Here is a 24,737-nt window from a genome sequence, read left to right as displayed (position 1 = left end):
CCCGTATACCCACATCACCTCCCGGTTCTGTGGACTTTCTGCCATATCTGTGTCTGCCAGGTACGTCAAAAGGGGGCAGCCTGTTTCCCGCTGCCCCCAGATACGGACTTTTTACTGTCCTGCTCTTATGCTTCTTCTTTCTTTTTTTCTGACATTCCTACATACATCACAGCCAGCATTCCCATAAGGATAATGATCATGGGATTGTCTGCCGGATGCTCTCCTGTTTTGGGAAGTCCTGCTGATGGAATCATCTCCTCAGGTACCTCTTCCACCTCGATCTTTGTCTCCTGGACACCAGGGCCTCCGGTTACCGCTGTGCTGGCTTTGGGCCCTCCGGATGAGGAGCCGCCTCCGCCTCCACCGCCGCTGTGGCCTCCGCCTCCGCCGCTTCCCGGATCAGTAGGAGTTGTCCCTCCGGTTCCATTAACTGTATAGGATACAGCCGGTTTCAGGAAATCCTCCGGCTCAAGCTGATTCTTGTTGCTGTCTACCGGATGCAGGGTCGCACTGTTGTTTGTATATAAGCCATAGCTTAAGGAACCGTCATTATTCTCTCCAAACCTGTCATAGGCACCGTAGGTCTGTGTCTGTGCTCCTGCAGCCTTTGTCTCCTGAAGCTCCACCACATAGGTGAGTGTCACAGGTTCAAACTGACTGACCGGCGTATTGATCTCCCATACAAAATGTTCGCCGCCCTTTAAATCTCCCGGAACATATCGGAGTACATATGGGTAGGTCTTTCCGTCACTGCTCCCGTTTTCATTGCCAAAGCCATAGCTAAGGCCGTCGCCCAGAGGCGTTACCGCGAGAGGCTCCTTGTTTACCGTGAGTGTCAGTGCATCGGAGGAGTTGACAAAGTTGAAATTGTAGTCATTCTCCACATAACCCATGTAGTCTGTTACCCAGCTTCCGGCATCCAGAAGGTAGAGGATGTCGTTTTTGATCATATCAAAGGATACATCTTTTCCTCCTGCAAGGTAATCCATGAATGCAGGGCCCCAAAGATACTGCTGTCCCAATCCCGGATTTGCTCTCATCGCATAGCAGCGATAACCCTTTGAAGAAGCCTCCTTGTATACCTGGTTTGTGTAATACAGGGCTTTATCGACCGACATTGGATGGATGGAAGCCTCCTCCAGCGGGGTCTTATTCACAGCTGTCCCTCCAACAGGATAATCATAGGTATCTCCATCTGCAGCAATACCCGCTCCGATTTTGGACATCCAGTCCTCCCAATCAGCCGGGGCCTCCTCTGTCTTGTATTTTGAATACCAGTTGTCCGGTCCTGCCCAGTCTTTAACAGCATCAGCCCAGAACGTCCAAGCAGTTACTGTTGGCTCTTCACCGTACATGTAGGTAATTCCATCACTAACAAATACAAGATATTTGCGGGACGCCTCCACCTCGGTGTCCTCATCCAGCATTCTTGTTCCAGCCAAAAGACCTGCATGGGTGTTGGTACCGGAGGAAATGTCCTGCTTAATGGCAGCCTCAATCTCCCCATACTGTGTAGACAGGTTCATCCATGAGGAAACATGTGCGGCCTTATTGAAAATCACAACGCCTACCTTTACCTCTGCGCCTGTGGCATCAACCTGCTCCTTCAGATCACTGAGCATCTGCAGAGCCTGATCCTCCAGGCTGGGGCTGGTTGATTTATCCAATACGAATACTACATCAGAGACAAGCTTTTCTTCTGCCGCCGGAAGAGAAAGTGTCACATTGGAGCGGTATTTTCCCTCTGTGAGGGCAAGCTGGGTGGCCTCCTTTGATTTTGAGGTCGTCCACTCGGTAGCCGGAATATCGGGGTTGGGGTTCTCGTCTGGTGTTACCCAGTAAATCGCATCCTTGAACCATGTAAAGGTTTTAATTAGATTATTTTCATCAATTCCTGTAAAATTCAGGGTATGGGAACCTGTCCGGTTAGCCTCAATGATCTTCTCTGTGGCATAGGCAGTAGAGCCGTCAGGGTTCTTGCCCCAGTCTACGTCAAGATCATCCACGCCTGTCAGCTTCCAATAGCCCTGGCTGTTCTCAGGCACCTGATAGCTGGTATAAAAGTCGATGGTTCCCGGCTCCACTGCTTCCACATAGAAGCTGCCGTCGCCAAAGGTATTGCTGTCCAGAACCGGTGAAACGGTCTCTCCGCTTTCTCTCAGATTTACCAGGCCCACAATGGCATTTGTCAGAGTATTGTTTTTCACATCCGCCTTTAATGCTCCTGTATTTGTCTGATCCTGGATAACGATCTTGCAGCGCAGGGACTCTGTTCCTGTTACCGTATTGTCTGCAAAATTCAGGCTGCCTGCCTCACCGCTTCCGCCGTAGTAGCCGTGAAGGGCAAAGGAGCAATTGGTAAAGGTATTGCCTGTTACTTCAGCCCCCTTCATAAGAGTACCATCTCCGTACATAGAGACAGCTTCTTTAAACCCGTCGAAGCTGCAGTTCATTACATTGAACTGGGTGGTACCTGTGTTGATAAATACACCTATATTCGCGCCTTCTCCCTGGAAGGCACAGTTTTTTACGGTGATGTTGTCCCCCTTCTCTCCACTCTCCGTAAAGTTGGAAATGCCTGCCGCATACCATGGATTCGATACAGTTCCAAACTCAAGGGTCAGCCCCTCCAGGGTAACATTATTAGCCTCGCGCACAGAGATACCGAAGGTGTCAGGATATGCCCCTGAAGTTTCAGCTGGGGCAGCACTGCTGTTTACTACCTCAATAACAACCTTCTCTCCCTCTGCCGCCTTGACTGTCAGGTCATTCATACCATTCAGGACAGTAAAACGTGAATAGGTGCCTTCCTTCACGATGATCGTCCAGCCAGCCTTATCCTCCTGCTTTTCAATATAATTAATGGCATCCTGAACCGTCGGATAAAGCGGAATTTCTCCCCCTGCACCCCCGGCCGGATCCACTGTCACAGTCTTTTCCGGATCAGATGCAGTACGTGCAAAAACAGAAAATCTGTCCACGCTCAGACGGATACCCGATACGGCGTTATCCTCCGTTGTCTCCACCTCCGCGTCAGGCAGCTCGGTCACCTCGTCCTCGTGGATATGGAGAATCTTGTTCTCTAAACCGGCGTTCTCTGTTTTCTCCGGCTGCTTCAATTCAATGTTTACCTGGATCTCTGCGCCCTCCAGGGGTTCGACCTCTTGTCCGTCTGCATCTACAAAGCTGATATCGTAGAGCAGCAGTCCATAGGTAGAATAGCCCTTTGCAGCGATCTGGTTTTTCAGCTCTTCATATTTCTCAGAGCCCTCCTCTATATCCTGTGCTGTCAGTGTGACGCTCTCGGAGAATGCGCCTTCCGGCACAACTGCGGTAATGTCTGCCTTCTCTGTCGCACAGGTATAGCTGCTTTCTGCAAAATTGTCTTCCAGTCCCAGTTCACCCGCCGTTATCGCATAGGCTGCTGCCGACTTTCCATTTACAAGCACTGCCTCGTAGATCTCGCCGTCCAGTTCACCCACATGAGCAGCTGTCTCTTCCTCATCGTCCTCTGTCTCATTTTCTGCATTGCTGGGGCTTGCTGTTTCTGCTGTGGTCAGCAGGGTGCGTGTATGTATGGAAATGGAGGCGTTAAGGGAAAGTGCTGTCCCGGCATCGGCAGCGTCGGCAGCTTCTGCTCCTTCGCTTCCTGTATCTGACGCTCCTGCCTCTGAGCTGCTTTCTCCCTCTTCAGCACCGGCCTCTATGCCGCTGCCTTCATTTCCGCTTTCACCGGCTTCTTCTGCGGAGCCGCTCTCCTCCGGTGCGCCGTTTTCTCCTGTTGCACCACTCTCTTCCTTGCCTTCACCTGCTTCAGGCTCCTTGCCTTCTTCCGGTGCCTGGCTCTCTCCGGGCGCCTCGCTCTCCTCCGGTGCCTGGCTTTCTCCGGGTGCTTCGCTCTCTTCCGGTGCCTGGCTTTCTCCGGGTGCTTCGCTCTCCTCCGGTGCCTGGCTCTCTTCGGGTGCTTCGCCTTCCTCCGGTGCCTGGCTCTCTCCGGGCGCTTCGCTTTCCTCCGGTGCCTGGTTCTCCTCCGGCGCACCGGCATTCACCCCACCTGCTCCGGCGCCTGTTCCCGCTGCGCCTGCTCCGGCCGTTGGATTCTGAAGGTCGATCTCGATCACCTGTTCCACGCTGTCAGCGGGAACCACCGTGATGTCGTCGGACTCCACTCCGTCAACCACGATCCGGCCAGTGCGTTCTTCCTTTGAATCATTTACCAGCAGGAAAATGATCTCCTCATTTCCCGTTATCTCATATGCATCTAAGCTCTGTGTCTCATCAAGGCGCGCAAAGGTCCGCAGCTTCAACCTGTTTCCATCGGACTCTGCCTCTGTGTCCAGTTCATACAGCATATCGTCTGCCAGAAGCAGTTCCTCGTACTGCTGTGCCTCCGCACCCTCGAATTGCAGTTCTTCCTCCCCTACCGGTTCTCCCTCTGATGCCGCTTTCACCATAGCCTTTTTCAGGTCCTCTGACTTCAGTGAAAATTCCTGTACTGTCCCGGAAGGCGTGATCCCATAGGCCAGCATGGCTGAATTGGCAATTCCCGTGCTTACCAGGCTTGTACATACCACAAGCGACAGGAAACGTTTTATGCCAGCCAGACCAGCCCGCGCCAGGGATGCCGTTTTTCTTCTCCGGCTCCTCCCTCTTATCCTTTCCTCTTTCATGTTCCGTCCTCCTTTTTCAATGCTCCATATCCCCATGGATAAATGGATGTTTATATCCGGCCGCATTTCCTCTGACAGAAAGCAGCATAGATATCACTTACCTTCTTTCTGCCCTTTCTCCTTCTCATACTTCTGAAGGAAAGGATCATACAGCTCTTTTTCCGCCATAAGCCTGGCATTTACCGCATCCTCATAATCCCGGAAGCTCCCCAGATTGTAAATTTTCCCCTGAAAGCCAATGGAAGCCCTCCAGCGGTTGTTTTCCCGGCGGTAAACACCCCTGTGCCCGGAAGTGTTGTTGGCACAGGTCCTGCGGCAGGCGATCCGCTCCACGCAGGTGCCCTCCACAAAATGGATGGCTTTTTTCATATTTTCCTTGCGCTTTTCCTGGCCCAGGCAGCCGCAGCTTTGGGTATTCCCTGAACGCAGGTTATCCCTGCTGCAGACCACATGGTTTCCGCAGTCGCAAAGGCATTCCCATTGATTCATCCTGCCATCATGTTCGGAAGCTGGTCCCAGAACAGTCAAACGCCCATAACGATGGCCCCGCAGATCGATACTTCTTCTCCGGGGTAGTACTTTTCTATAACAGCCGCAGCTTTTTGTGTGTCCGCTCTTTAAATGGGACTCTTCCACTACGGTCTCATTGCCGCAGGTGCACCGGCACCGCCAATACCGGTGGTTCCCCGCCCTTTTCTCTTCTTCCACCACAGTAAGGCGGCCAAAGCTTTGTCCTGTCAAATCCTGTTTCATACGCCTGACATGACATAATGCATATTATGTCGTGAAGCAGCTCCAGGCGATTGCCGGATACATGTCCTAAAACAAAAAAAGCCTGCCCAAAGACAGACTTTTTCAAAGGCTCCTGCATTTTCCCTGCAAAGGCCCATATTTTTCCATTTATGCCGCACCCGCATTTTCAAAAAAAGGTTGAAAATCATGCGCTTTAGTGCTAACATATATTTATGTATGTAAAGTGGAGGTGGAAATTTTCATGACATAATATGCATTATGTCACGAACAGGATTTTCACTCCCTTTTTGTTTTTCAACTAATCCCAGCTCCAGTTGTCTCAGGCAGGCTTCCATACTGCTGATCACCGTATACCTTCTTGTGGTTTCCACGCTGTTGTGTCCCAAAAAATCCGCTAAACGTACCAGATCCTTTTCCTTTTCATAAAAGCTCCTTGCAAACATATGCCTCAGATTATGTGGGAACACCTTACTGGACCTGATACCGGCTGCCTTGCACAGGCTTTTCATTTCCGCCCATATATTTCTCCTGTCGACAGGCGTTCCGTTTCGTGTCACAAAAACCACCCCCCTCTTTATCTTATTCTTATTGCAGTAGTTTTTCAGCAGGAGGACCAGGGAGGACGGGAGGGGAACGATACGGTTCTTTCCCTTCAGCTGGATCCGGATGACCTGCTGCTCTAATGCTTCTACGGTAATGAATTTCAGCTCACTCACCCGTATGCCAGTGCTCCCTATTGCCTGAAGAATACAGCTTAGACGTATCTGTCCGTTCTTTTTTGCCGTCTGTATCAGGTGCAGATATTCATCCCTGCTGATCATCCTTTCATCAGGCCAGAATATCTGTCTTTGAAGGCGGCAGGTCTTCACGCAATACTCAGGCCTTCCTATATATCGGAAAAAGCCATTCAGAGCAATCAGCATGGAATTGACACTGCTGAGTTTGTAATGTTCCTGAAGATACTGTTTATAAACGATCACCTGCTCTCTGCCGTACTCCTCCGCATCCACAAAATCGAAAAAGCGCCGTACATCCCGCATATATTTTTCGATCGTGCTTTTGCTTTTCTCCTGTTCCCTTAAGTAGTGCTCAAACCGTTCCATGTCTTCTCTCTTCTTGTCCATAACTATGCTTCCTTTCATCTCAGTACCCAGGTCAGCCCTCCTTCTAACCCGCATATTTTTGTTCGTATCTACGGTATCATTTTTCTCTTACACAGCCATTTTCATACCCGGTTTAAAAAACGTCCCAGACATGCCGGAACGTTTCATGCATTACTTTATTCTATTAAGCTGAAATGCAGGATTGTTTCATTATACCAGACTTCAACCTTTTTTCAATAAGAATTTAACTAAGGAATTTAAAAGGCCCAGCAAATACTGCCGGGCCTCAAATATAGACAAACGGTTCTTTTTGTAACGGGAGCTCATTTCACTTTCTTATCCAGCCACTTTTCCCCCCTAAAACGCAGGAAATATACTCCTGCCCGCAGGATCCAGTCGCAGTACATGGCGATCCACACATTGTACACCCCCAGGGCAGGGAACAGACGGACCAGAAGATAGCTTCCGCCCACACGGCACAGCCACATGCTGGTAGTGGATATGGTCATGGTAAATTTCACGTCTCCTGCGGACTTCAAGGCATTGGCAGTGGTAAAGCCCATGGGCCAGAATATTCCGCAGATCACGCCGTGGCTCACAAGCATTACAACACCGATCTCAAGTGTCTGGGGCGTCAGGTTGTAAAGTCCCAGTATCTGGGGCGCCAGTATCATGGAAGCAATGCAGCAGATCCCCTGAAGGATATAGGCCAGACGGATCAGGTAGGACGCATTTTCCCTGGCCTGCTTTTTCTCGTCAGCGCCAATACACCGCCCTACGATGGTGATCATGCCGATTCCGATCCCTGCTCCGGGCATGTGGAGAAACTCTGTGACAGTCAGAGAAACCGCATTGGCTGCAATGGCAGAGGTGCCAAAGCCAGTCACAACACTCTGCACCAGAAGCCTTCCTATGTAAAAAATGCTGCTCTCTAAGCTGGTTGGGATCGCCAGGCTCAATATGGCAGAGGAGGTCTTCTTATTCAGCCTCCAGGTAAGAGGAGGAGCCAGCTTCAGCATATCCTGCTTTCGAAACAGCATGGAAAACAGCAGAAGGCTGACGATCATTCTCGAAAGCAGAGATGCCAATCCCGCACCGAACACGCCCCATTTTAACAGGAAAATGAACACGCCGTTCATGAGGATGTTTAAAATGTTCATGGTCAGCGAGGTATGGAAGGACAGCTTCGTATATCCCAGAGCCCTCATCACCGCGGCGCTGCAGCAAAACAGCGCGATAAATGGATAGGAAATGCCTGACAGCGTAAAATACACAGATGCATTGTCCATCACGCTCTTTTCCAGAGAGCCGTAGAGCAGCCCCAGTATCAGCCGGTTTCCGGCTAAGGCCACTGCCATAAGGGCTGTGCCGGCCAGCACCACGATCAGCACCAGATGCTGCACAGCCTCCTTTGCCGCGTCCAGATTCTTACGGCCCACATACTGAGAACACACGATGACTCCGCCGGTAGACAGTGCTGTGAGCACACTGTTGATCAATTGATTGATAAAATCCACCAGGGATACCGCAGAGATAGCGTCCTCTCCAATCCCGCTCACCATGATCACATCAAACATTCCTATGGCAGCCATAAATACCTGCTCCATAATGAGCGGCAGGATGATCCCATGCATCTGCCTTCTGGTAAATAACGTTTCGCTCATAGTCCTCTATTCAATGAATCTGCTTAACATCTTCATTGCCTTTCTGTCTGCTTCTTTCGGATCGCGCAGATAGCCTCCGCCCGATGTCTCAAGGCCTAAACTGCCCTCATAGCCGTGGCGCAGGATGGAAGCCATCATATCATCTAATGGCGACTTCCCGTCCCCCCAGGTCAGATGCATCCCGTCCACAAAATGCATGGCGCCTATGTGTTCTCCAAAAGCCAGAAACCAGTCCTCCAGCCGCTCCCCATTATAGGCAATGGCTCCCGTGTCTGCCATAAGCCGGAACGCAGGGTGGCCTACCTCCCGCTCCATCCTTACTGCGTCCTCCAAAGTCACTACCAGATTTGTCTCGCAGGCCTTCAGGCTTTCCATGGCAATGAAAACGCCATGTTCTTCGGCCTCCACGCAGAGACGGCGTATCATATCTCCGGAGCGTTTAAAGGCCTCCTCCCTGTCGTGGTTTAAATAGCCCCATCCTGAGTTGATGGAGATAAAGGGACTTCCCAGCTCCTCACAGGCCAGGATACCATTTCTGAAATATTGGAACACATGCTCCCTCTGTGCGGGCTCTTCCGTTGCGATCTGATACCGGTAATTGGATCCGGTCACCAGAAAACCGGTGATGGAAAGCCCATGGTCCTTCACCCGGGAGCGGATACGCTTGCAATCCTGATAGGACAGGTGATCGCAGTCAAAGTGCGGCGGTCCGCCCCACAGGGAAATACTCTCAAAGCCCAGCTCCTCCATGGACTCCAGAAAATAGTCAAAGGTATGCCATTTGTACATGAGGTTCATGCCGGCGATCTGTCTTCTCTTTATCTTTTTGCTCATACGGACACCTCCCCTAAAGCCCAGGAAATGATCTCTCCCGTCCTCTCATCCGCCAGCCACGGCTCCTTCAGATAATCACGCACATAAAAGCTGCAGCCTATGGACTTCCCGTATCCCACATGTTTCAGCACTTCCAGGATCTCCACAGGATTCAGATATCCGTCTCCCCAGTAATGCCTTGCCCCGTCAAATTTCGTATTATTGAAGCTTACATGGGACAGGCTCTCCCCAAAAGAGGAAAACCAGTCCTCCAGGCATTCTCCCGCCTCATACACAGAGGCCGTATCCACTGCCGGAAGAAAGCTTTCTGAGGAAAGCTCTGCCAGAAATCCCTCCATGTCTGCCTTTGTCCGTATAAGGCTGGTGCCGTCGCTAAAGCTGTTCAGCAAAAGAAACTGAAAGCCATAGGGCTTTCCCAGCTCTCCCAAGTGTCTCAAGCTGTCCTTCAGCCGTCTTCTCTGCTCCTTTTCATCCCTGTCAAGCAGAAAGCCATTTGCTGTCAATATGATCCTTCCTGTCCCCAGGCCGGCGGCAAATTCCAGGAAGCGCTTTACATACTCCCAGGTCTTTCTCTCTCCTTCTCCCTCTGCTCCCAGGGTATAGCGCATGGAGGAAAATTCCGGTGTGAAGCTGTTTACCTCCATGCCGCGGCCTTCGATCTGCCTGCGCACCTCTCCTGCGTCCGAAGCGCTGTAGGCATCGATCCACATATGAGGCGTTGCCCCGAACAGATCGATCTTCCTTACTCCCAGCTCCTCCTGCTTTTCCAAAAATGTTTCAAAGGGGTAAAACCGATAATGGATATTGGAATTTGCAATATCCTCCCGTTTTATGGTGCCCATATGATTTCCTCCTAACATCCGGCAGCATGCATCACTGGCCCATGTGCCGGATTCTCCGTAATGCAGATGACCGGATCCCTTCCAGAATCCGGTCATCTTCAGATTATTAAGCCAGTTGTAGGAATTACTTGTTGTTTAAAATGTTCTTGGAGCTGAAGCCTTCCAGAAGTGCCGGATCATCCAGTTCTAAGATGGCTTCCTGCTCATAGGATGAGAATGTGCCGTCAGATAAGATCTGGTCAAGCCACTCGTCGATCATTGCTACGAAGTCCTCATTGCCCTTCGGAACTGCGATGGATGCACCTGGATCTCTCTCTACCGGGATATCAAAGGACAGGTCATAGTCGATCATCAGATCCGGGTTTGCCTTACAGATAAGGATCGCATACTTCTCGTTGAGAACAGCTGCATCTACCTTGGAGTTTGCAACTGCCAGCACGATATCCGGGGAGGACTCATACTCAACTAACTCTGCCTTTGGATACTGCTCTGCGAAGGTCACAGAGGTAGAGGTTCCCTGTCCGGATGCCGTGCGGACGCCCTCCATCTCCTTTGCAGGGTCAAACATCTCATCATTTTCTCTGTCCTTCTTGATCACGATGGTCTGGAGAGAACGATGGTAAGGCTGTGTGAAGTCCATATTCTCTCTTCTCTCTGCGGTGCCTGCCAGAGACGGTGCAAAGTCAACCTGCCCTGCCTGAAGGGATGCAAGGACACCAGGGAAGGTCATATCGTTGATCTCTACTTCAACAGGAACGCCCAGCTTCTCTGATACATAGTCAGCCAATCCGTAGCACATACTGATCTCAAATCCGCACAGCTTGTCCTTGCCGTCCACGTTCTTGTGGAATCTCCATGGCGGGGACTGTGCATTGATAGCCGCTACCAGCTTTCCTGTCTCCTTTGCCTTCTGAAGGATCGGACCGTACTCTACTTCTTCTGCTGCCTCTGTCTCTTCCGCCTCAGCCTCTGTCTCCTCGGCCTTTGCTTCGGTTGCTGCCTCTGTTGCTGCGGTAGTGGCAGGTGCTGCTGTCTCGGCGGGCTTAGAGCCGCATCCGGCCAGTGCGCTGACTGCCATTGCCATTACAAGTGCTGCTGATAACCATCTTTTTTTCATATTACTTCTCCTTTCTTATTTAAAGGACCTTTGATAAGAAGTCCTTTGTTCTCTCGTGTACAGGGTGGTTGAAGAGCTGCTCCGGTGTGTTTTCCTCCAGGATAACCCCCTGATCCAGGAATAAAATCCTGTCAGCCACTTCTCTTGCAAATCCGATCTCGTGGGTTACGACCACCATGGTCATGCCGTCCTTTGCCAGCTCCTTCATCAGGTTCAGAACCTCGCCTACCATCTCCGGGTCAAGGGCGCTGGTCGGCTCGTCAAAGAGCATGATATCCGGATTCATAGCCAGGGAGCGGGCGATCGCCACCCTCTGCTTCTGGCCGCCGGAGAGCTGCCCCGGGAACTGCTTGGCCTTTTCCTCCAGGCCTACTCTCTTAAGCATCTTCATGGCGAGCTTTTCGGCCTCTTCCTTTTTCATCTTTTTGACCTTGATAAGAGCCAGGGTGATATTGTCCAGTACATTTTTATTCGCAAACAGGTTGAAATGCTGGAACACCATTCCGATCTTCTGCCTGTGCTCGTCTAAATTCACCTTCTTATTCATAAGAGACACGCCCTCAAAGACAATATCTCCCCCAGAAGGCTTTTCCAGCAGGTTCAGACAGCGGATAAAGGTACTTTTTCCGCCTCCTGACGGGCCGATGACACAGACCACCTCTCCTTTATGGATCGTGACGTTAATCCCGCGGAGAACCTGAAGCTTTCCAAAATTCTTTTCCAGATTAATTACATCAAGCACTGTATTTCAGTCTCCTTTCCAGATAATTCACGCCCTTCTCCAGGAAGAAGCAGACGATAAAGTACATGGTAGCCGCTATGATAAGGGGTTCAAATGCCAGGTAGGTATTGGCCCTTACGGTATTTGAGTTGTACATCAGCTCATGTACGCCGATAACGGACATCATGGATGTATTCTTAATCAATATGATAAACTGATTACACAAGGATGGAAGAATACTCTTGATTGCCTGTGGAATTACGATCTCCTGCATAGCCTGCCAATGTGTCATGCCCAGACTTCTTGCCGCCTCCATCTGTCCCTTGTCAATGGATTCAATACCGCCTCGCACGGTCTCGCCGATATATGCGCTGGCATTGACGGTAAGAGCCACCACAGACGCCGCAAACATGCTCAGATTCAGGGAAAGTGAGTAATACACAATGTAGATCTGGATCAGCATTGGCGTACCGCGGATAAAGCTTACATAAAATGCCACTACGTTCCTGATGGCAAAATTCTTTGACAGGCGCATAATGCCGATAATAATGCCGAACAGAATACTGGTGATCACAGATACAGCGGCAATCTTCAGTGTTGCGGACATGCCCTGCAGATAGTAATAGCTATACTGCTGCCAAATGGTTAAGACTTTCAAGTTTCCCACAGCCCGGTTCCTCCTTCCAAGTAAGTATATTGTTTAGTCCTCTGTCCACTCCTGTCCTGGGGCCAGGCTTACGCAGAAATCCTTCTCCCTTACATAATGCTCATACCATACGTAAAATACCTCCTTGCCAGGCTCAGCAACCAGAGAATGGTCGAAGCCCGCAGGGATATAACTCCACTCGCCGCCCTTGTGGTTCACCACAGGCGCGTCCTCCACTGTCATGTTAAAATCGGCATTTCCCAGGCAGTAGTTCCACTGCTCTACCCGGTCGTGCCCCTTCTCCACTGTACCCTCGCCTACAGCTCTTACAACGCCCAGCATGATCCTTCCCAGCTGCTTCGGGCTGAAGATCCACCAGGATGCGGTATTCGGTCCCTTGCAGTCCTGATCATAGATGATGGCATCGCTCATCCTTGTAAAGTATGGCAGACGGATGTGTCCCTGCTCGTAGATCTCCTTGTCCCACTGGTTCATCTCTACCACGCTGAGAACAAACTCCATATCCTCAAAGGCATGGATCGTGTAGGGAACGCGGTCAAAATCAGGCGCATAGAAGGCAACCTCTGTTATCTTGTGAAGAGCCTCCTTTGATTTTATGTAGCCCCGGCCCTTACCAAACATCAGGATAACGGTCTCCTCCTTATGAAGCTTGGGAGATACCTCGCAGCCTGCCTTTAAAAAGCACTTAAAATTCCGGATCCCTCCGGCATAAGTACCGGGAAGGAGTTCTTCCATATAGAATCCATTTTCATCATAATTTACATTAATATCTTCATTTTTAACAACATATACTTTCTGCATGCTTCACATCTCCTTATTTATGCTTTGGGGCAGGCTTCACTATGAAATCCTTTTCTTTTGCATAGTGTTCATACCATACATAGTAGGCTTCCTTGCCTTCATCGGAAACAAGGGCATGATCCTCTCCTGCCGGAACAAAGCTCCAATCTCCTGCCTTTGTGGAAATGGTCTCATCTCCTACTGTCAGGTTGAAATCAGAATTGCCCACACAATAGTTCCACTGATGTACTGCCGCATGTCCTTTTTCTCTTGTACCGCTTCCGACCGCCCTTACAGCGCCGATCATGATCCTGCCCAGCTGCCTTCCCTGAAGCACATTCCAGGAAGAGGTTCCCGGTCCCTTGCAGTCCTGATCATAGATGGAACATTTGCTGATAGTGCGGAAGAAGGGAAGCCTTGCATGGGAAGCGTTGTATACCTGCCAGTCCCACTCATTCATATCCACAATACTCAGCACAAATTCCATATCGTCGATCGCATGCACCGTATATGGAGTCTTATCAAATTCCGGAGCATAGAAGCTCAGCTCCTCCACATGGTATGCATCCTTTTCATCTGTCACATAGCCTCTTCCCTTTCCGAAGAAGAGGATCACGGTTTTATCTCCATACAGCTTTGGGCTGTACTCACTTCCGGCTTTTAAGTTATATCTATAATTACGGATCCCGCCATCGTAGGAGCCTGGCAGCAGTTCTGATACTGCGATGCCATTTGCATCATACTCTATGTTGGAACTCCTCCTATCAATCTGAATTGCCATTTTCTTACCTCCCTTGTTACGCTTAATCTCCTTCGTCCTTCTCCTCTGCCGCCATGGTGAGCCATGGCTTTGAACGAATGAACCGACTTACTTCTCTGTCCCAATACTGGATCACTTCGGGATACAGCTGATAATTTGTTTTTGATGTCACCCGGTAGCATATGCGCTCCGGCGGCGACTCCTTCAGGGTATACAGCTTCATCCCTGCCTCCTTCTCCAGCCTTGTCCCCATGGAATGAGGCACAATGGCCCAGCATTCATGTTTTTTCATAAAACTGAATGCCAAAGGCGGCGAATTTGTCTTCAAATATGGAAGCTCCTTTGGGTTGAACCAGTGCTCGTACCACAGGTTCAATCCCTGCTCCTTCCAGTCAAACTGGCAAGCGTCTCTGATATCAAGCTGGCTGGGGTGGACAGAATTGCCTGGAAATGAAAGCTCCGGCGACGCCGCCAGTATCATCTGCTCCGTAAAAAAGGGAGTCAGAGACATACTCTTCTGGCGCAGGGGCTCCATCACATAGGCAATGTCAAGCTGCCCACCCTCTACCATGTCAAAAAGACGCTCATTGTTATTCAGAAGAAAATGCATTTTTACGCGGTTCCCCCGCCGTATCACGTCATTGTACAGCTCGTCCAAGAGGTAAAGCCCCATGCTTTCCACACAGCCGATGCTGATGACAGGATGGCGGGAGACTTCCTTGAAGGAAACAATATCATACTGGATATTTTTAAGACGCTCCGCGATGGGGAAGAATGTCTCTCCTTCCTTTGTCAGAAGGCTCTGGTTCTGCCCTCTCCCGCGCTCAATGAGCTTACAGTCCAGCTCCTCCTCCAAAAGCTTTAAACGGTAGCTGACTGTTGACTGGGAGACGAAAAGAGTTTTCGCTGCTTTCGATATGCTTCTCGTCCGGGCAATTGCCAAAAACACTTCAATATTTGCTAGATCCATTCTTCCTCCGTTTTTCTTTCACTTGCCCCAGAACTACTCCTCGTCAGCAATCGCAACCTCCGGATATCCATCGGTGGCAAGCTCTACCCAGAAGTAGTTGATCTTCTGGTCTGCAGTTGCCTTGCTTCCGTGAGGTACTCCTCTGTCTGTGTAGGACACGTCGTATGGTCCCATCTCCACATCGCCCTGGTCTGCTGTATATGTAAAGCTGGAATCCTGAAGCACGAAATACCACTGCTCCACAACATCATGAGTATGTGTTCCAACAAAGGACGGGCCCTCACCTACATTGTAGCCCATGCTGTATCTTCCTAACTGTCTTCCCTCTAACAGAAGGTGGGAACGAAGGTTAGAGCCTGCGTCACCGGTAAAGCCCTCGGTGTATCTCATGCCATCTCTGAAGAGGCGGAAGCGCGGAAGCACAATGTGCTGCAATTTAAATCTTCTGATATCCCAGTCATTCATAACGCCGATATAGCGGTAAAACTCTAAGTCCTCTGCGCCTGCATGGATCTCGATCAGTGGATCACGGTCAAAATCAGGGCAGAACACAGCTCTGTCATCAATATTGTAGGAGCGGTCAGTTGTCAAAACATATCCGCTTGCTGAGATAAATGCAAAAAACTGGATCTTATCAGTAATACTGAATAATTCTGGTCTCCATACATGTCCCTTTTTCAGAACACAACGGAAAATCCGTAAATCCTCGCTGCAGCCGGCCAGGATCTCTGTCTGGGCAAAGCCATCTTTGAATTCAAACGTTACATCACTGCCTTTTGCTAACTGCATCTGCTTCATTTTTACTTAATCCTCCTTACATGCTTCATGTTTGAAATTTTTTATCAATATTGATGTAGGTATTATATAAAAATTCCCCAGATATCGTCAATTTATGTGTGAATATTTGAATTATTGATTAGTTAATATTTAAATATTAGATTTTTATTATTTATTACGGATAAATAACATTTTTTCAACGAATTATAGTAGACTTTTCCTAGATGAAACTGTTTTTTCTTATGTAAGCTTAACACATTTCATTGCTTATATTATTTTTAAAAAGTAAAATGTGCTATTTGCTTCTTTTATAAACATCAATGTTTTTATTATTTAAAGCAGTGTTTGATCTTGATCTTTTTTAACGTATCTATTATACGATTATAATAACTATTCTGCAACGATTTTGCGCATTATAATATCGACTATAATTACTATAAAAATCCCGCCGCCGGATAGGCGGCACGAAATTCAGGTATACCCAATGCGGCCGCCAGGCGTTCGTGGTGCGGTGGCGCGCTGCCCGCCGGCCGCATGCAGGTTTACTATGGAGGCGTCACATGATTGACATTCTTCAAAAAATTACGAACCAGAGAACTGCCAGAAACTGGACGGAATACCAGCTAGCCCTCCGCTCCGGGCTTCCCCAATCAACCATATCCTCCTGGTACCGAAAGGAAATGCTTCCCTCCCTTCCCTCTCTCGAAAAAATCTGCAATGCCTTCGATATGTCCATGGCCCAATTTCTATCAGATGGGAATTTCACCGAATTAAGCCCCTCTCAAAAAGAATTGTTAGATAAATGGGAGCTGCTGACCCCCTCTCAGAAAACTGCTATATTAGAATTATTGAGAACGATCGTAGATTAAATTGACAAATATCGAGCACCGCCGCTCCCTTTTCTATGGTTAGAACCGGCGGTGCCCTGCATCTCTTGGATCTTGCTGCCGCAAGCCCCGAAAGCCTCTTTATTTTCCTGTCAGGCCATAAAGCCTCGAATATTTCTCCTTCAGATACTTTACATAATACTTCGGATCAAAGTCCTCCCCTGTGACATCGCGAAGAATTTCCCGGCTGGTCTTGATCTTGCCGTACTGGTGGATGTTCTCCTTTAAGTATTCCCTGATCACGCCGATCTCCCCTCTCTCCAGAAGGCCCTCAAAATCCATGATTTTCTTCATGTGGAAATAGAGCTGTGCCCCAAACGCGCTTCCCAATGCATAAGAGGGGAAGTATCCAAAGGAACCCTGGGACCAGTGGATGTCCTGCAATACCCCTTCTGCTGCATTCTCAGGCCGTATTCCCAGGTATTCTTCGTATTTATCTGCCCAGATCTCCGGCAGCTTTCTTACATCAAGCTCCTCCTCGATCAGCATTTTCTCGATCTCATAGCGGATAAGGACATGGAGGCTGTAGCTCAGCTCATCTGCTTCTGTGCGGATCAGGCCAGGCTGGATCTTATTGATCCCTTCCACGAACCTGTCCAAGGATATCTCCCTTAGCTTCTCCGGGAACATATCCTGCACCTTGCTGTAGATAGGCGCCCAGAAGGCTCTGCTGCGCCCGATGATGTTCTCAAAAAACCTGGACTGGGACTCATGCATCCCCATACTGGCTCCCTGTCCTGCTGGCGTCAGAGTAAGCTCGTCCCGGATACCCAGCTCATATATGGCATGGCCTGACTCGTGGATCACGGAAAATAAGGAGCTGTCCAGGCGGTCCGTATAGTGGGTTGTGATTCGCACATCCTTATTGTGAAGGTTGGTAGTAAATGGATGGGCACTGACTGCCAAGACACCTCTGTCAAAATCAAAGCCCACATACTCTGCCAGGAAACGTCCCAGCTTTTCCTGCTCTTTTTCAGGATAGCCGCCGGAAAGAAAACTGTCATCAATATCCTTTCCGCACTCCATGACCTCCCTTAAGAAAGGCACCAGTTCCTCCTTCAAAGGGCTGAAAAACCTGTCAAGATTTTCCATGGAGAAGCCCTTTTCATAATCATCCAGCATGATGTCATAGAGGGCTTTTTCCTCCCCGCCTCCGGCGTTTTCCCGTCGGTATCCGGCAAACCGCTTCTGATAACCGATCACCTTTTTCAACGTAGGTGCAAAAGCTTCAAAATCCTGGTTCTTCTTTGCCTCCGCCCAGACGCTGGTGGCCTGGGAGGTCAGCCTTGCAAAGTCCTGGTATTCCTCTTTCGGAATGTATTTGATCTGCAAAAGCTCCTCCTTCAGTTCCCTCACATTGGCCGCCTCTGCTTCACTTAGGCTTCCTTCCTTTTCACACTGTTCCAAAAGCTCCTTCATCCGCTCACCGGTCACTGCCTGAAAATACTCTCCCGACAAAATCCCCACCACACGGGCCGTCAGCTCCCCAGCCTCCTTTGGTGCCAAGGTCTCATTGTCCCACTCAAACAAGGTCATCGCTGTCTTCACGGCCATGGCTTTGTCCATTTCCTGCCTTAGTTCATCGTATGCTCTGCTCATATTGATGCTCCTCCTCGTCCTTGCCATTTTTCTAAAACCGAAAGGATTCCTTCCTATTAGTATTCAGGTCTTGTCTTCCTATTATGCAGATAATCTCCCTTCCAAATCCAAAAGACGTCCCAGCCCCGCCGGAACGCCTTTTTTTGCATCATTCTTCTGTTAGAAATACTTCTTGCTTCCCCAAAGATTACTTTTCTTTAAATCCAGATATTCATTGTAAGCCTTTTCCAGTATCTGCTTCTCATTGGAAAACTTCAGCAGATGGTAGGCCTCGTAAAACTTGTAGTATCCGGAATCTAAAAAGTATTCTTCCCGCTGTGGTTTGCTGTAATAGCTGTCGGCCATCATCAGATACCAGTGGACATCCTTTTCCACCACATCTTGAGGGGTGTTGAAGGAGTATTGGCTTTTTCCTATATACTTGATGATGGATGCACTGACACCGGTCTCCTCCTTTACTTCCCGGAGAGCCGTCTCCTTATATTCTTCGCCAGCTTCTACTGTTCCCTTTGGCAAAACCCAGCCTTCATATTTGTTCTTGTAATTCTTATAAAGGACAAGGATTTTCCCTCGAAATATAACCACACCGCCGCAGCTCGTTGCCTCAATCATTGCAATCCCTCCTGGTGTTGGTGTGAACCCGGTTATGCTTTGCGTTGCTTTTTTAGCCAGTTTGCATAAACCATAACTGGTCTTAGTATACAACTTTTACAAAGGATATGCAAGGGGATATCGCAATACCTGAGGACTAAATATTTCGATCCTTGCCTTTTTCTCTCTTCTGTGCTACCATAGAATCATCTTTTATTTCTTATGCCTAAGGGCATCTGTTTCTTTGATTCTGGTATCCCACAGGGGATCGTTATCCGCTGGTCGGGCACCTTCCAAACAAAGCACAATATAAGAAGGAGGTAGCATCATGACAAATGTTCCACGCACACAAAAAAACACCGGAGGGCTGGCCGCCTATTTTCCGATCATCCGTTCCCGGCAAGAGATCCTCCGGGATATTCGAACCCATCCTTCGCTTTTTCTCCAATTCCAGCAATGGAATCAGGAGGAACAGGAGGCCTTCCTGGATATCTGCTCTGGAGCAAGAGGGATCAAGGTCGTATATGACGGTTTTTTTAAAGAAATTTTTAATCCGGAATTTTCTCCGGAACGTCTGGAGTCCCTTCTCTCCCTGCTTCTCAACCGAAAGGTCCGTATTCAGACGGTTCTTCCCAATGATTCCGTCCGCCTGGGTTCTGAGTCTTCTCTCCTCTATACAGACATTATCGTGGAGCTGGAGGACGGAAGTCTCTCTAACATTGAGATACAGCGCATAGGCTATGCCTTTCCCGGTCAGCGCAGTGCCTGCTATTCAGCAGACCATCTGCTGCGCCAGTATAAACGTGTTCGGAGCAAAAAAGGAAAGCATTTTACCTATCGCAGTATCAAAAGTGTCTACACCATTGTCTTCTTTGAAACATCACCTGCAGAATTTCACAATTTTCCCCATAGTTATATCCACCGTTTTCACCAGGAATCTGATACAGGACTTACATTAGAGCTGCTCCAGGAATATTTCTTTATCCCTCTTGACATTTTCAGGAAGAACATGGACAATAAGATTATAGGAACGGAACTGGAGGCATGGCTGGCATTTTTAAGCTTCGACGACCCCAAACGGATCAGTGAACTCATAACATGCTATCCCGATTTCATGACCATGTACCAGGATATTTATCAGATATGTCTGAATACAGAGAAGGTGATGCATATGTATTCGAAAAAATTAGCAATATTAGACCGCAACACGATCCAATATATGATGGATGAAATGCAGGCCCAGCTAGATGAAAAGGCCGCCCAACTAAGCCAAATAACCGAAGAGTTAACTCAAAAGAGTGAAGAGCTAAACCAAAAAGATGAACAGCTAAACCAAAAAGACAAACAGCTAAACCAAAAAGACAAACAGCTAAACCAAAAAGACGAACAGCTAAACCAAAAAGACGAACAGCTAAACCAAAAAGACGAGCAGCTAAACCAAAAAGACGAACAGATCGCACTTCTCCAAGCCCAATTAGCTGCTCTCTCAAAAAAATAACCCTTTACACCAAACAGCCAATCCCATGAACCAGAGCTCTATTGCCCTGATGCCATAGAATTGGCTGTTTTGCCATTCCAGAGAGCGGACAGCTCCCTATTATTTTCCTTCCATGATCTCCACGATCACCTTCTCCGTCCCCACCATTCCCGGCGAAGCGATCAGGCCCATATTCCTCATGGTATCCTCCGGGGTATTTCCGTTGATGCCGTGTTCATTGTCAATGAAAATGCCTCTCAGGGCAAAGTCGGCACAGCGGAAGGCACAGTCCGTGGCTACCACGCCCTTCATGGTACAGCCTTTGTTGCCGCCGTCACAGATCATGCCTGTCAGGCTGCTTGCCATATTGTTGAGACAGCGCTCCATGGCTTCCACTCCGCCGCCATTTAAATATACCAGGCCGCAGGCCATGCCGCTGCCCGCTGCGATGCCGCAGCCGCAGAAGGCAGACAGCTTCCCGGAATATTCCTTGATGTACATACAGATAAGATAAGCCAGGGCAGTGGCGCGTACCAGGGCGTCCTCCCCCATATCACGGACGGATGTCACTGCATAGAGCGGCAGGGTAGCGATAATGCCGTGAGCGCCTGAACCCGTGATGCTCATGGCCGGCTTATCAAGGCCCATGACTCTGGCTTCTATGGCTCCTCCGCAGAGCAGGGAAGCTGTAGCCTGCTCATCCTTTGAGATGATCTTTCCTCCATTTTTTTCCAGAAGGTATCTGCCGTAGCTTGTCCTGGGGCTTTCAAGGCCTTCTAAAAACAGCTCATAATTCATCCTGTGGGCGTCCATGATAAAGCGAAGCTCCTCCCCATCCACAGTGGTGATATATTCATACATTTCCCTCAAGGTATAGGAATGGATCAGGGGAGTTTCCACTTCCTTTCCGGCCTCTGCCTCCTCCTTTGAGAGCACAGTCCTGCCGTTCACCGTGATCCGCACAATATTGGTATGGGAATCCCGTATGGTAACGGCTGCTTCCCCATCCTCCGTCCGCACTGCAGCCTCAATAAAAATACGGCTGGTGATCTCTTCCATGTGAACCTTTACAATTCCTGCCCCCACCAGCGCCTCTGCCCTCCTGTTATCCTCCTCTGTCACATCAGCCAGGCTTTCAAGCCCCTTTTCCGGCCGTCCTGCCACTGCTCCAAGGGCTGCTGCATAGACATTTCCCAGGTGGCTGCTGTTGGGAATACCGCAGGTATAGGCATTTTTATAAATACCGCTGTTAAGCTTTAACACTACCTCTTTTAACTCCCCGGAAAGATAGGAACGGGCAGTAGCCACTGCGAACGCAATAGCCCCTGGCTCTGTTACTCCTAAGGCCGGTTTCATGTCTTCCTGTATTAATTTTGTCAATTCATGCATAGGTCCCTGCCTCCTTCTATAAAAGCCTAGTGTGCTGTCTCATTCACTTTCAGCAGAATGAGACAGCACACTAGGAGGCCTGCCATCTATCGCATTCATCACAGATAACAGGCCGCCTTCCGGTGCCGCTTTGGCCCCGGATTATTTTATTTTCTTCAGGACAACATCCAGATCCATGGTTTCCGTGCCATCCTCCAGGCGGAAGAACGGAATGCCAATGCCTCCGGCCTTTCTCACTGCCTCGTACATGTCATTGCTCTCTCTCACTGCCAAATAGGCCTTCAGATCCGGCAGGCTTGCTGACAGGTTCTGAAAATCAATATCAGCTCCTGCTTCCTTCAGCTTGCAAAGAGCATAAAGGGTATCAGGACATAAGTGGCTTCCAATTACAGTGATCTTCATTTTTCTTTCCTCTCTTCTCATTTTATTTTATATGATTTTGTTCCATTTTCAAGCCTTAAGCGTTCTCTTTCTCTGCGCGTACTCTCTTCTCCAGCCAATCCTTGCCCTCCACCAGTCTTGTCACCATCATGGAAGCAATGGTATCACCGCTGGCATTTAAGCAGGTAGCAGCCGGGTCAACTAAGAAGCCGATGGTAGCGATCAGCGGAAATGCCTCTGCCGGGAAGCCAAACAGGCTGACGATCAGCATCTCACCCACCAGGCCGCCGCCGGGTGCGCCGGACAGCACAAAGGCGCTTAAGATGGAGACTGCAATTGCCATAGCATAGGTTCCCACGCCGGTAAAGGGCTGGCCGAAAATGCCGAACAGGAAGCTGATCTTCACAATAGCTGACAGCACGGAGCCGTCCATGTGCATGGTAGCGCCCATAGGAAGGACAATGTCACGGATATCAGCAGGAACGCCGATCTTGTCACAGGCCTCCGTATTCACCGGAAGGGTAGCAATGGAGCTCTGAGTAGCAAATGCAGTCACTGCCGGGTTCAGGATATTTTTGAACATACGCCTTACGCCCTCTTTTCCTCCTGCAAAGTAAGCATATGCCGGGAAGGCAACGATGAAGTACAGGGCACACATAGGATAGTACACCAGCATGGTGTGGCCGTAATCACCGATCAGGCTGGGGCCGAATTCTCCTACCAGGGATGCAAAGTAAGCGCCCAGGCCGATAGGAGCATACAGCATGATCAGGTTTACGATCTTCATGATAACGTCGTTTAAATTGTTCAGGAACTGTCCTACCGGGCTGTCCTCCCCTCCGCAGGAGCTGACACAGAAGCCGAACAGGATGGCAAATACGATGATGGGCAGCATATTTCTGCGGCTTAAAAGTCCGGTAAAGTCATCTACGGTCAGAGATCCCACGATCATATCTCCGATGCTCGTCATCTCCTGCAGCTCCGCTGTTGCAAACTCAATGGTGGTTCCGGCTGCAGGCGGGAACACATTTACAACTACCAGCACCAGCGCGGCTGCAACTGCGCCTGTGCTCACAAAGATCAGCACCAGGCTTCCAAGGATCTTGCCCAGGCGCTTCATGTTCACCATATTTCCAACTGCGCTGGAAATGGACACAAACACCATCGGAACTACAACGGTAAACATCAGGTTCAGGAAAATGTCTCCGATAGGAGCCAGAACCTTTGCCTTCTCCCCCAGGATCACACCCAGAATAGCTCCAATGATAATACCGGATAATAAGATGATCGGAAAACGGTAATTCTTCCATATTGTGGACTTATTCATATCAAATCTCCTTCTCTTTTTGTATTTAAGCTGCGCAAAACGGTTCTCCCCGCCCGTTTTTCTTTACAGTGCCTCCACAGCATCCTTTAACTGCTTCAGTGCCTTTTCCAGAATGCTTCTGGGGCAGGCTGCATTCAACCGCATATAGCCCGTGAGGCTCCGCCCAAAGGTGTAGCCTTCATTCAGTCCCAGGCCGGCCTTGTCGATCATAAAGCTGCGCAGGGTCTCATTGTCCATATTCAGTCCCCGGCAGTCCAGCCATACCAGATAGGTGGCATCAGGCATCACAGGCTTGATCTGCGGGATATTTTTCTCAAAATACTCCTTGATGAAATGGAAATTCCCATCCAGATACACTAACAGCTGCTCCAGCCATTCCTCGCCCTCATTGAAGGCTACCTCCATGGCTACGGAGCTGAAGGCATTATTCCTGTGAATGTCCATCGCCATCCAGAATTTGTCAAATTTTTCCTTATATTCCTTATTGGGGAATACGGTAGTGGAGGCCTGGAGTCCCGCCAGATTGAAGGTCTTTGTTCCGGAAATGCAGCTGATAACCTTTGACGCTGCCTCCTCGGAAACCATAGCTGTAGGAATGTGCTTCTTTCCATGGAAGATCAAGTCGGAATGGATCTCATCTGATACGAACAGCACATTATTGTCAAAGCAGATCCTTGTCATGCGCTCCAGCTCTTCCCTGGTCCAGACAATTCCCAGAGGATTGTGAGGGCTGCACAAAAGGAAGATCTTTGCCTCCTTTGCCTTTGCCTCAAAATCTTCAAAATCAATGGTCCATCTGCCGTCCTTTTCCACCAGCTTGTTTTCCAGAACCTCTCTGCCCCATGCCTCTGTTACATCGTAGAACTCAGAATATACCGGAGTCTGGATCATCACCTTATCTCCGGGCTCGGAAAACAGCTTTACAATGGCGGACAAGGCAGGCACCACGCCCAAGCTCCAGCTCATCATCTCCTTGTTGATATCCCAGCCGTTTCTGCGCAGCTGCCATCCCCTGATGGCCTCAAAATAGGAATCCGGCCTGGAGGTATATCCCCAGATCCCTTCCTCCGCCCTCGCCTTTAATGCGTCAATGATCGGCTGTGCTGTCTGAAAGTCCATATCAGCAACCCACAGCGGGATCACATCTGCCCTGCCAAATTTCTTCATACGCTCATCATACTTTGAGGATCTGTTGTTTTCACGGTCAATCACCTGATCAAAATTGTACTGCATATTTTCATACTCCTTTCTTACTCACTGGCTTTGCTTTATTATAGAGCAAGTATGATGCCAACTTTTAAATTCAGGATAAAAAAAGCAAAAAAGCCTGCTTTTACAGCAAAAGCAAGCTTTCTCTTTCTATGAATCCGTCTCATGAAAGGACTTAATTGTGTTCAAATGGTTGACTATATGGCATTATACGGTTCT

21 protein-coding genes are annotated in these 24,737 nt (G+C 49.2%); 2 read left to right on the top strand and 19 right to left on the bottom strand.

Annotated elements, in window-relative coordinates; all coding sequences use genetic code 11:
* Nucleotides 1-125 precede the first annotated feature (125 nt).
* From LIZ87_RS07620 to LIZ87_RS07560, 13 genes are all read right to left on the bottom strand, one after another.
* Entirely contained in the window at nt 126-4,670 is a 4,545-nt protein-coding gene (locus tag LIZ87_RS07620) for a VWA domain-containing protein (protein WP_227146137.1), read from the bottom strand.
* Nucleotides 4,671-4,763: 93 nt separating this feature from the next.
* Nucleotides 4,764-5,423, bottom strand: a complete 660-nt coding sequence (locus tag LIZ87_RS07615) for a hypothetical protein (protein ID WP_227146134.1) — start codon at nt 5,421-5,423, stop codon at nt 4,764-4,766.
* 239 nt (nt 5,424-5,662) lie between these two features.
* Complete coding sequence (locus LIZ87_RS07610) at nt 5,663-6,547, bottom strand: tyrosine-type recombinase/integrase (RefSeq protein ID WP_227146131.1); 885 nt, start codon at nt 6,545-6,547, stop codon at nt 5,663-5,665.
* 302 nt (nt 6,548-6,849) lie between these two features.
* Nucleotides 6,850-8,190, bottom strand: a complete 1,341-nt coding sequence (locus LIZ87_RS07605; protein ID WP_178317190.1) for an MATE family efflux transporter — start codon at nt 8,188-8,190, stop codon at nt 6,850-6,852.
* 6 nt (nt 8,191-8,196) lie between these two features.
* Nucleotides 8,197-9,024, bottom strand: a complete 828-nt coding sequence (locus LIZ87_RS07600) for a sugar phosphate isomerase/epimerase family protein (RefSeq protein WP_178317189.1) — start codon at nt 9,022-9,024, stop codon at nt 8,197-8,199.
* Complete coding sequence (locus LIZ87_RS07595; RefSeq protein ID WP_178317188.1) at nt 9,021-9,866, bottom strand: sugar phosphate isomerase/epimerase family protein; 846 nt, start codon at nt 9,864-9,866, stop codon at nt 9,021-9,023. Before LIZ87_RS07595 ends, LIZ87_RS07600 begins: the two co-directional genes overlap by 4 nt.
* A 124-nt stretch (nt 9,867-9,990) precedes the next feature.
* Complete coding sequence (locus LIZ87_RS07590; protein ID WP_178317187.1) at nt 9,991-10,983, bottom strand: substrate-binding periplasmic protein; 993 nt, start codon at nt 10,981-10,983, stop codon at nt 9,991-9,993.
* Nucleotides 10,984-11,002: 19 nt separating this feature from the next.
* Nucleotides 11,003-11,725, bottom strand: coding sequence for an amino acid ABC transporter ATP-binding protein (locus LIZ87_RS07585; protein WP_178317186.1), 723 nt, complete (start codon nt 11,723-11,725; stop codon nt 11,003-11,005).
* Nucleotides 11,718-12,371: an amino acid ABC transporter permease gene (locus LIZ87_RS07580; RefSeq protein ID WP_227146128.1), complete on the bottom strand. Its 654-nt coding sequence runs from the start codon at nt 12,369-12,371 to the stop codon at nt 11,718-11,720. Before LIZ87_RS07580 ends, LIZ87_RS07585 begins: the two co-directional genes overlap by 8 nt.
* Before the next feature lie 33 nt (nt 12,372-12,404).
* Nucleotides 12,405-13,172, bottom strand: coding sequence for a hypothetical protein (locus LIZ87_RS07575; protein ID WP_227146125.1), 768 nt, complete (start codon nt 13,170-13,172; stop codon nt 12,405-12,407).
* A gap of 13 nt (nt 13,173-13,185) precedes the next feature.
* Nucleotides 13,186-13,932, bottom strand: coding sequence for a hypothetical protein (locus LIZ87_RS07570; protein WP_178315512.1), 747 nt, complete (start codon nt 13,930-13,932; stop codon nt 13,186-13,188).
* A gap of 22 nt (nt 13,933-13,954) precedes the next feature.
* The gene (locus LIZ87_RS07565) at nt 13,955-14,881 is read right to left on the bottom strand and encodes a LysR family transcriptional regulator (RefSeq protein ID WP_227146123.1); all 927 of its coding nucleotides are present in this window, start codon (nt 14,879-14,881) and stop codon (nt 13,955-13,957) included.
* Between the two features lie 33 nt (nt 14,882-14,914).
* On the bottom strand, nt 14,915-15,679 hold the full coding sequence (locus LIZ87_RS07560) for a cupin domain-containing protein (protein WP_178315516.1): 765 nt from the start codon (nt 15,677-15,679) through the stop codon (nt 14,915-14,917).
* A gap of 539 nt (nt 15,680-16,218) precedes the next feature.
* On the opposite strand from LIZ87_RS07560, the gene LIZ87_RS07555 reads away from it, so the two are divergent.
* Nucleotides 16,219-16,527, top strand: coding sequence for a helix-turn-helix domain-containing protein (locus LIZ87_RS07555; RefSeq protein ID WP_227146121.1), 309 nt, complete (start codon nt 16,219-16,221; stop codon nt 16,525-16,527).
* Between the two features lie 99 nt (nt 16,528-16,626).
* Here LIZ87_RS07555 and LIZ87_RS07550 read toward each other — a convergent pair whose 3' ends face one another.
* Together LIZ87_RS07550 and LIZ87_RS07545 are read right to left on the bottom strand one after the other, a co-directional pair.
* Nucleotides 16,627-18,144 (bottom strand): carboxypeptidase M32, encoded by a 1,518-nt coding sequence (locus LIZ87_RS07550; RefSeq protein WP_227146119.1) that lies wholly within the window; start codon nt 18,142-18,144, stop codon nt 16,627-16,629.
* Between the two features lie 159 nt (nt 18,145-18,303).
* Complete coding sequence (locus tag LIZ87_RS07545; RefSeq protein ID WP_002567924.1) at nt 18,304-18,756, bottom strand: NUDIX hydrolase; 453 nt, start codon at nt 18,754-18,756, stop codon at nt 18,304-18,306.
* A gap of 307 nt (nt 18,757-19,063) precedes the next feature.
* On the opposite strand from LIZ87_RS07545, the gene LIZ87_RS07540 reads away from it, so the two are divergent.
* On the top strand, nt 19,064-20,233 hold the full coding sequence (locus LIZ87_RS07540; protein ID WP_227146117.1) for a hypothetical protein: 1,170 nt from the start codon (nt 19,064-19,066) through the stop codon (nt 20,231-20,233).
* A gap of 99 nt (nt 20,234-20,332) precedes the next feature.
* On the opposite strand, the gene LIZ87_RS07535 is transcribed toward LIZ87_RS07540, so the two are convergent.
* The 4 genes from LIZ87_RS07535 to LIZ87_RS07520 form a co-directional block, all read right to left on the bottom strand.
* A complete protein-coding gene (locus LIZ87_RS07535) occupies nt 20,333-21,601 on the bottom strand; it encodes an L-cysteine desulfidase family protein (protein WP_227146115.1) in 1,269 nt (422 codons plus the stop codon).
* 141 nt (nt 21,602-21,742) lie between these two features.
* A complete protein-coding gene (locus LIZ87_RS07530; protein ID WP_227146113.1) occupies nt 21,743-22,003 on the bottom strand; it encodes a glutaredoxin in 261 nt (86 codons plus the stop codon).
* A gap of 55 nt (nt 22,004-22,058) precedes the next feature.
* Nucleotides 22,059-23,309 (bottom strand): dicarboxylate/amino acid:cation symporter, encoded by a 1,251-nt coding sequence (locus LIZ87_RS07525; RefSeq protein WP_178317169.1) that lies wholly within the window; start codon nt 23,307-23,309, stop codon nt 22,059-22,061.
* A 63-nt stretch (nt 23,310-23,372) separates the two neighbouring features.
* Nucleotides 23,373-24,542 carry a MalY/PatB family protein gene (locus tag LIZ87_RS07520; protein ID WP_178317168.1) on the bottom strand — a complete coding sequence of 390 codons (1,170 nt, stop codon included), beginning with the start codon at nt 24,540-24,542 and terminating at the stop codon, nt 23,373-23,375.
* Nucleotides 24,543-24,737: the final 195 nt, after the last annotated feature.

It is taken from the genome of Lacrimispora sp. 210928-DFI.3.58, assembly GCF_020554865.1.
Lineage (GTDB): Bacteria > Bacillota > Clostridia > Lachnospirales > Lachnospiraceae > Enterocloster.
Note: the sequence above shows the minus strand (reverse complement) of the source record. Positions and strands in the feature narration are given on the sequence as shown.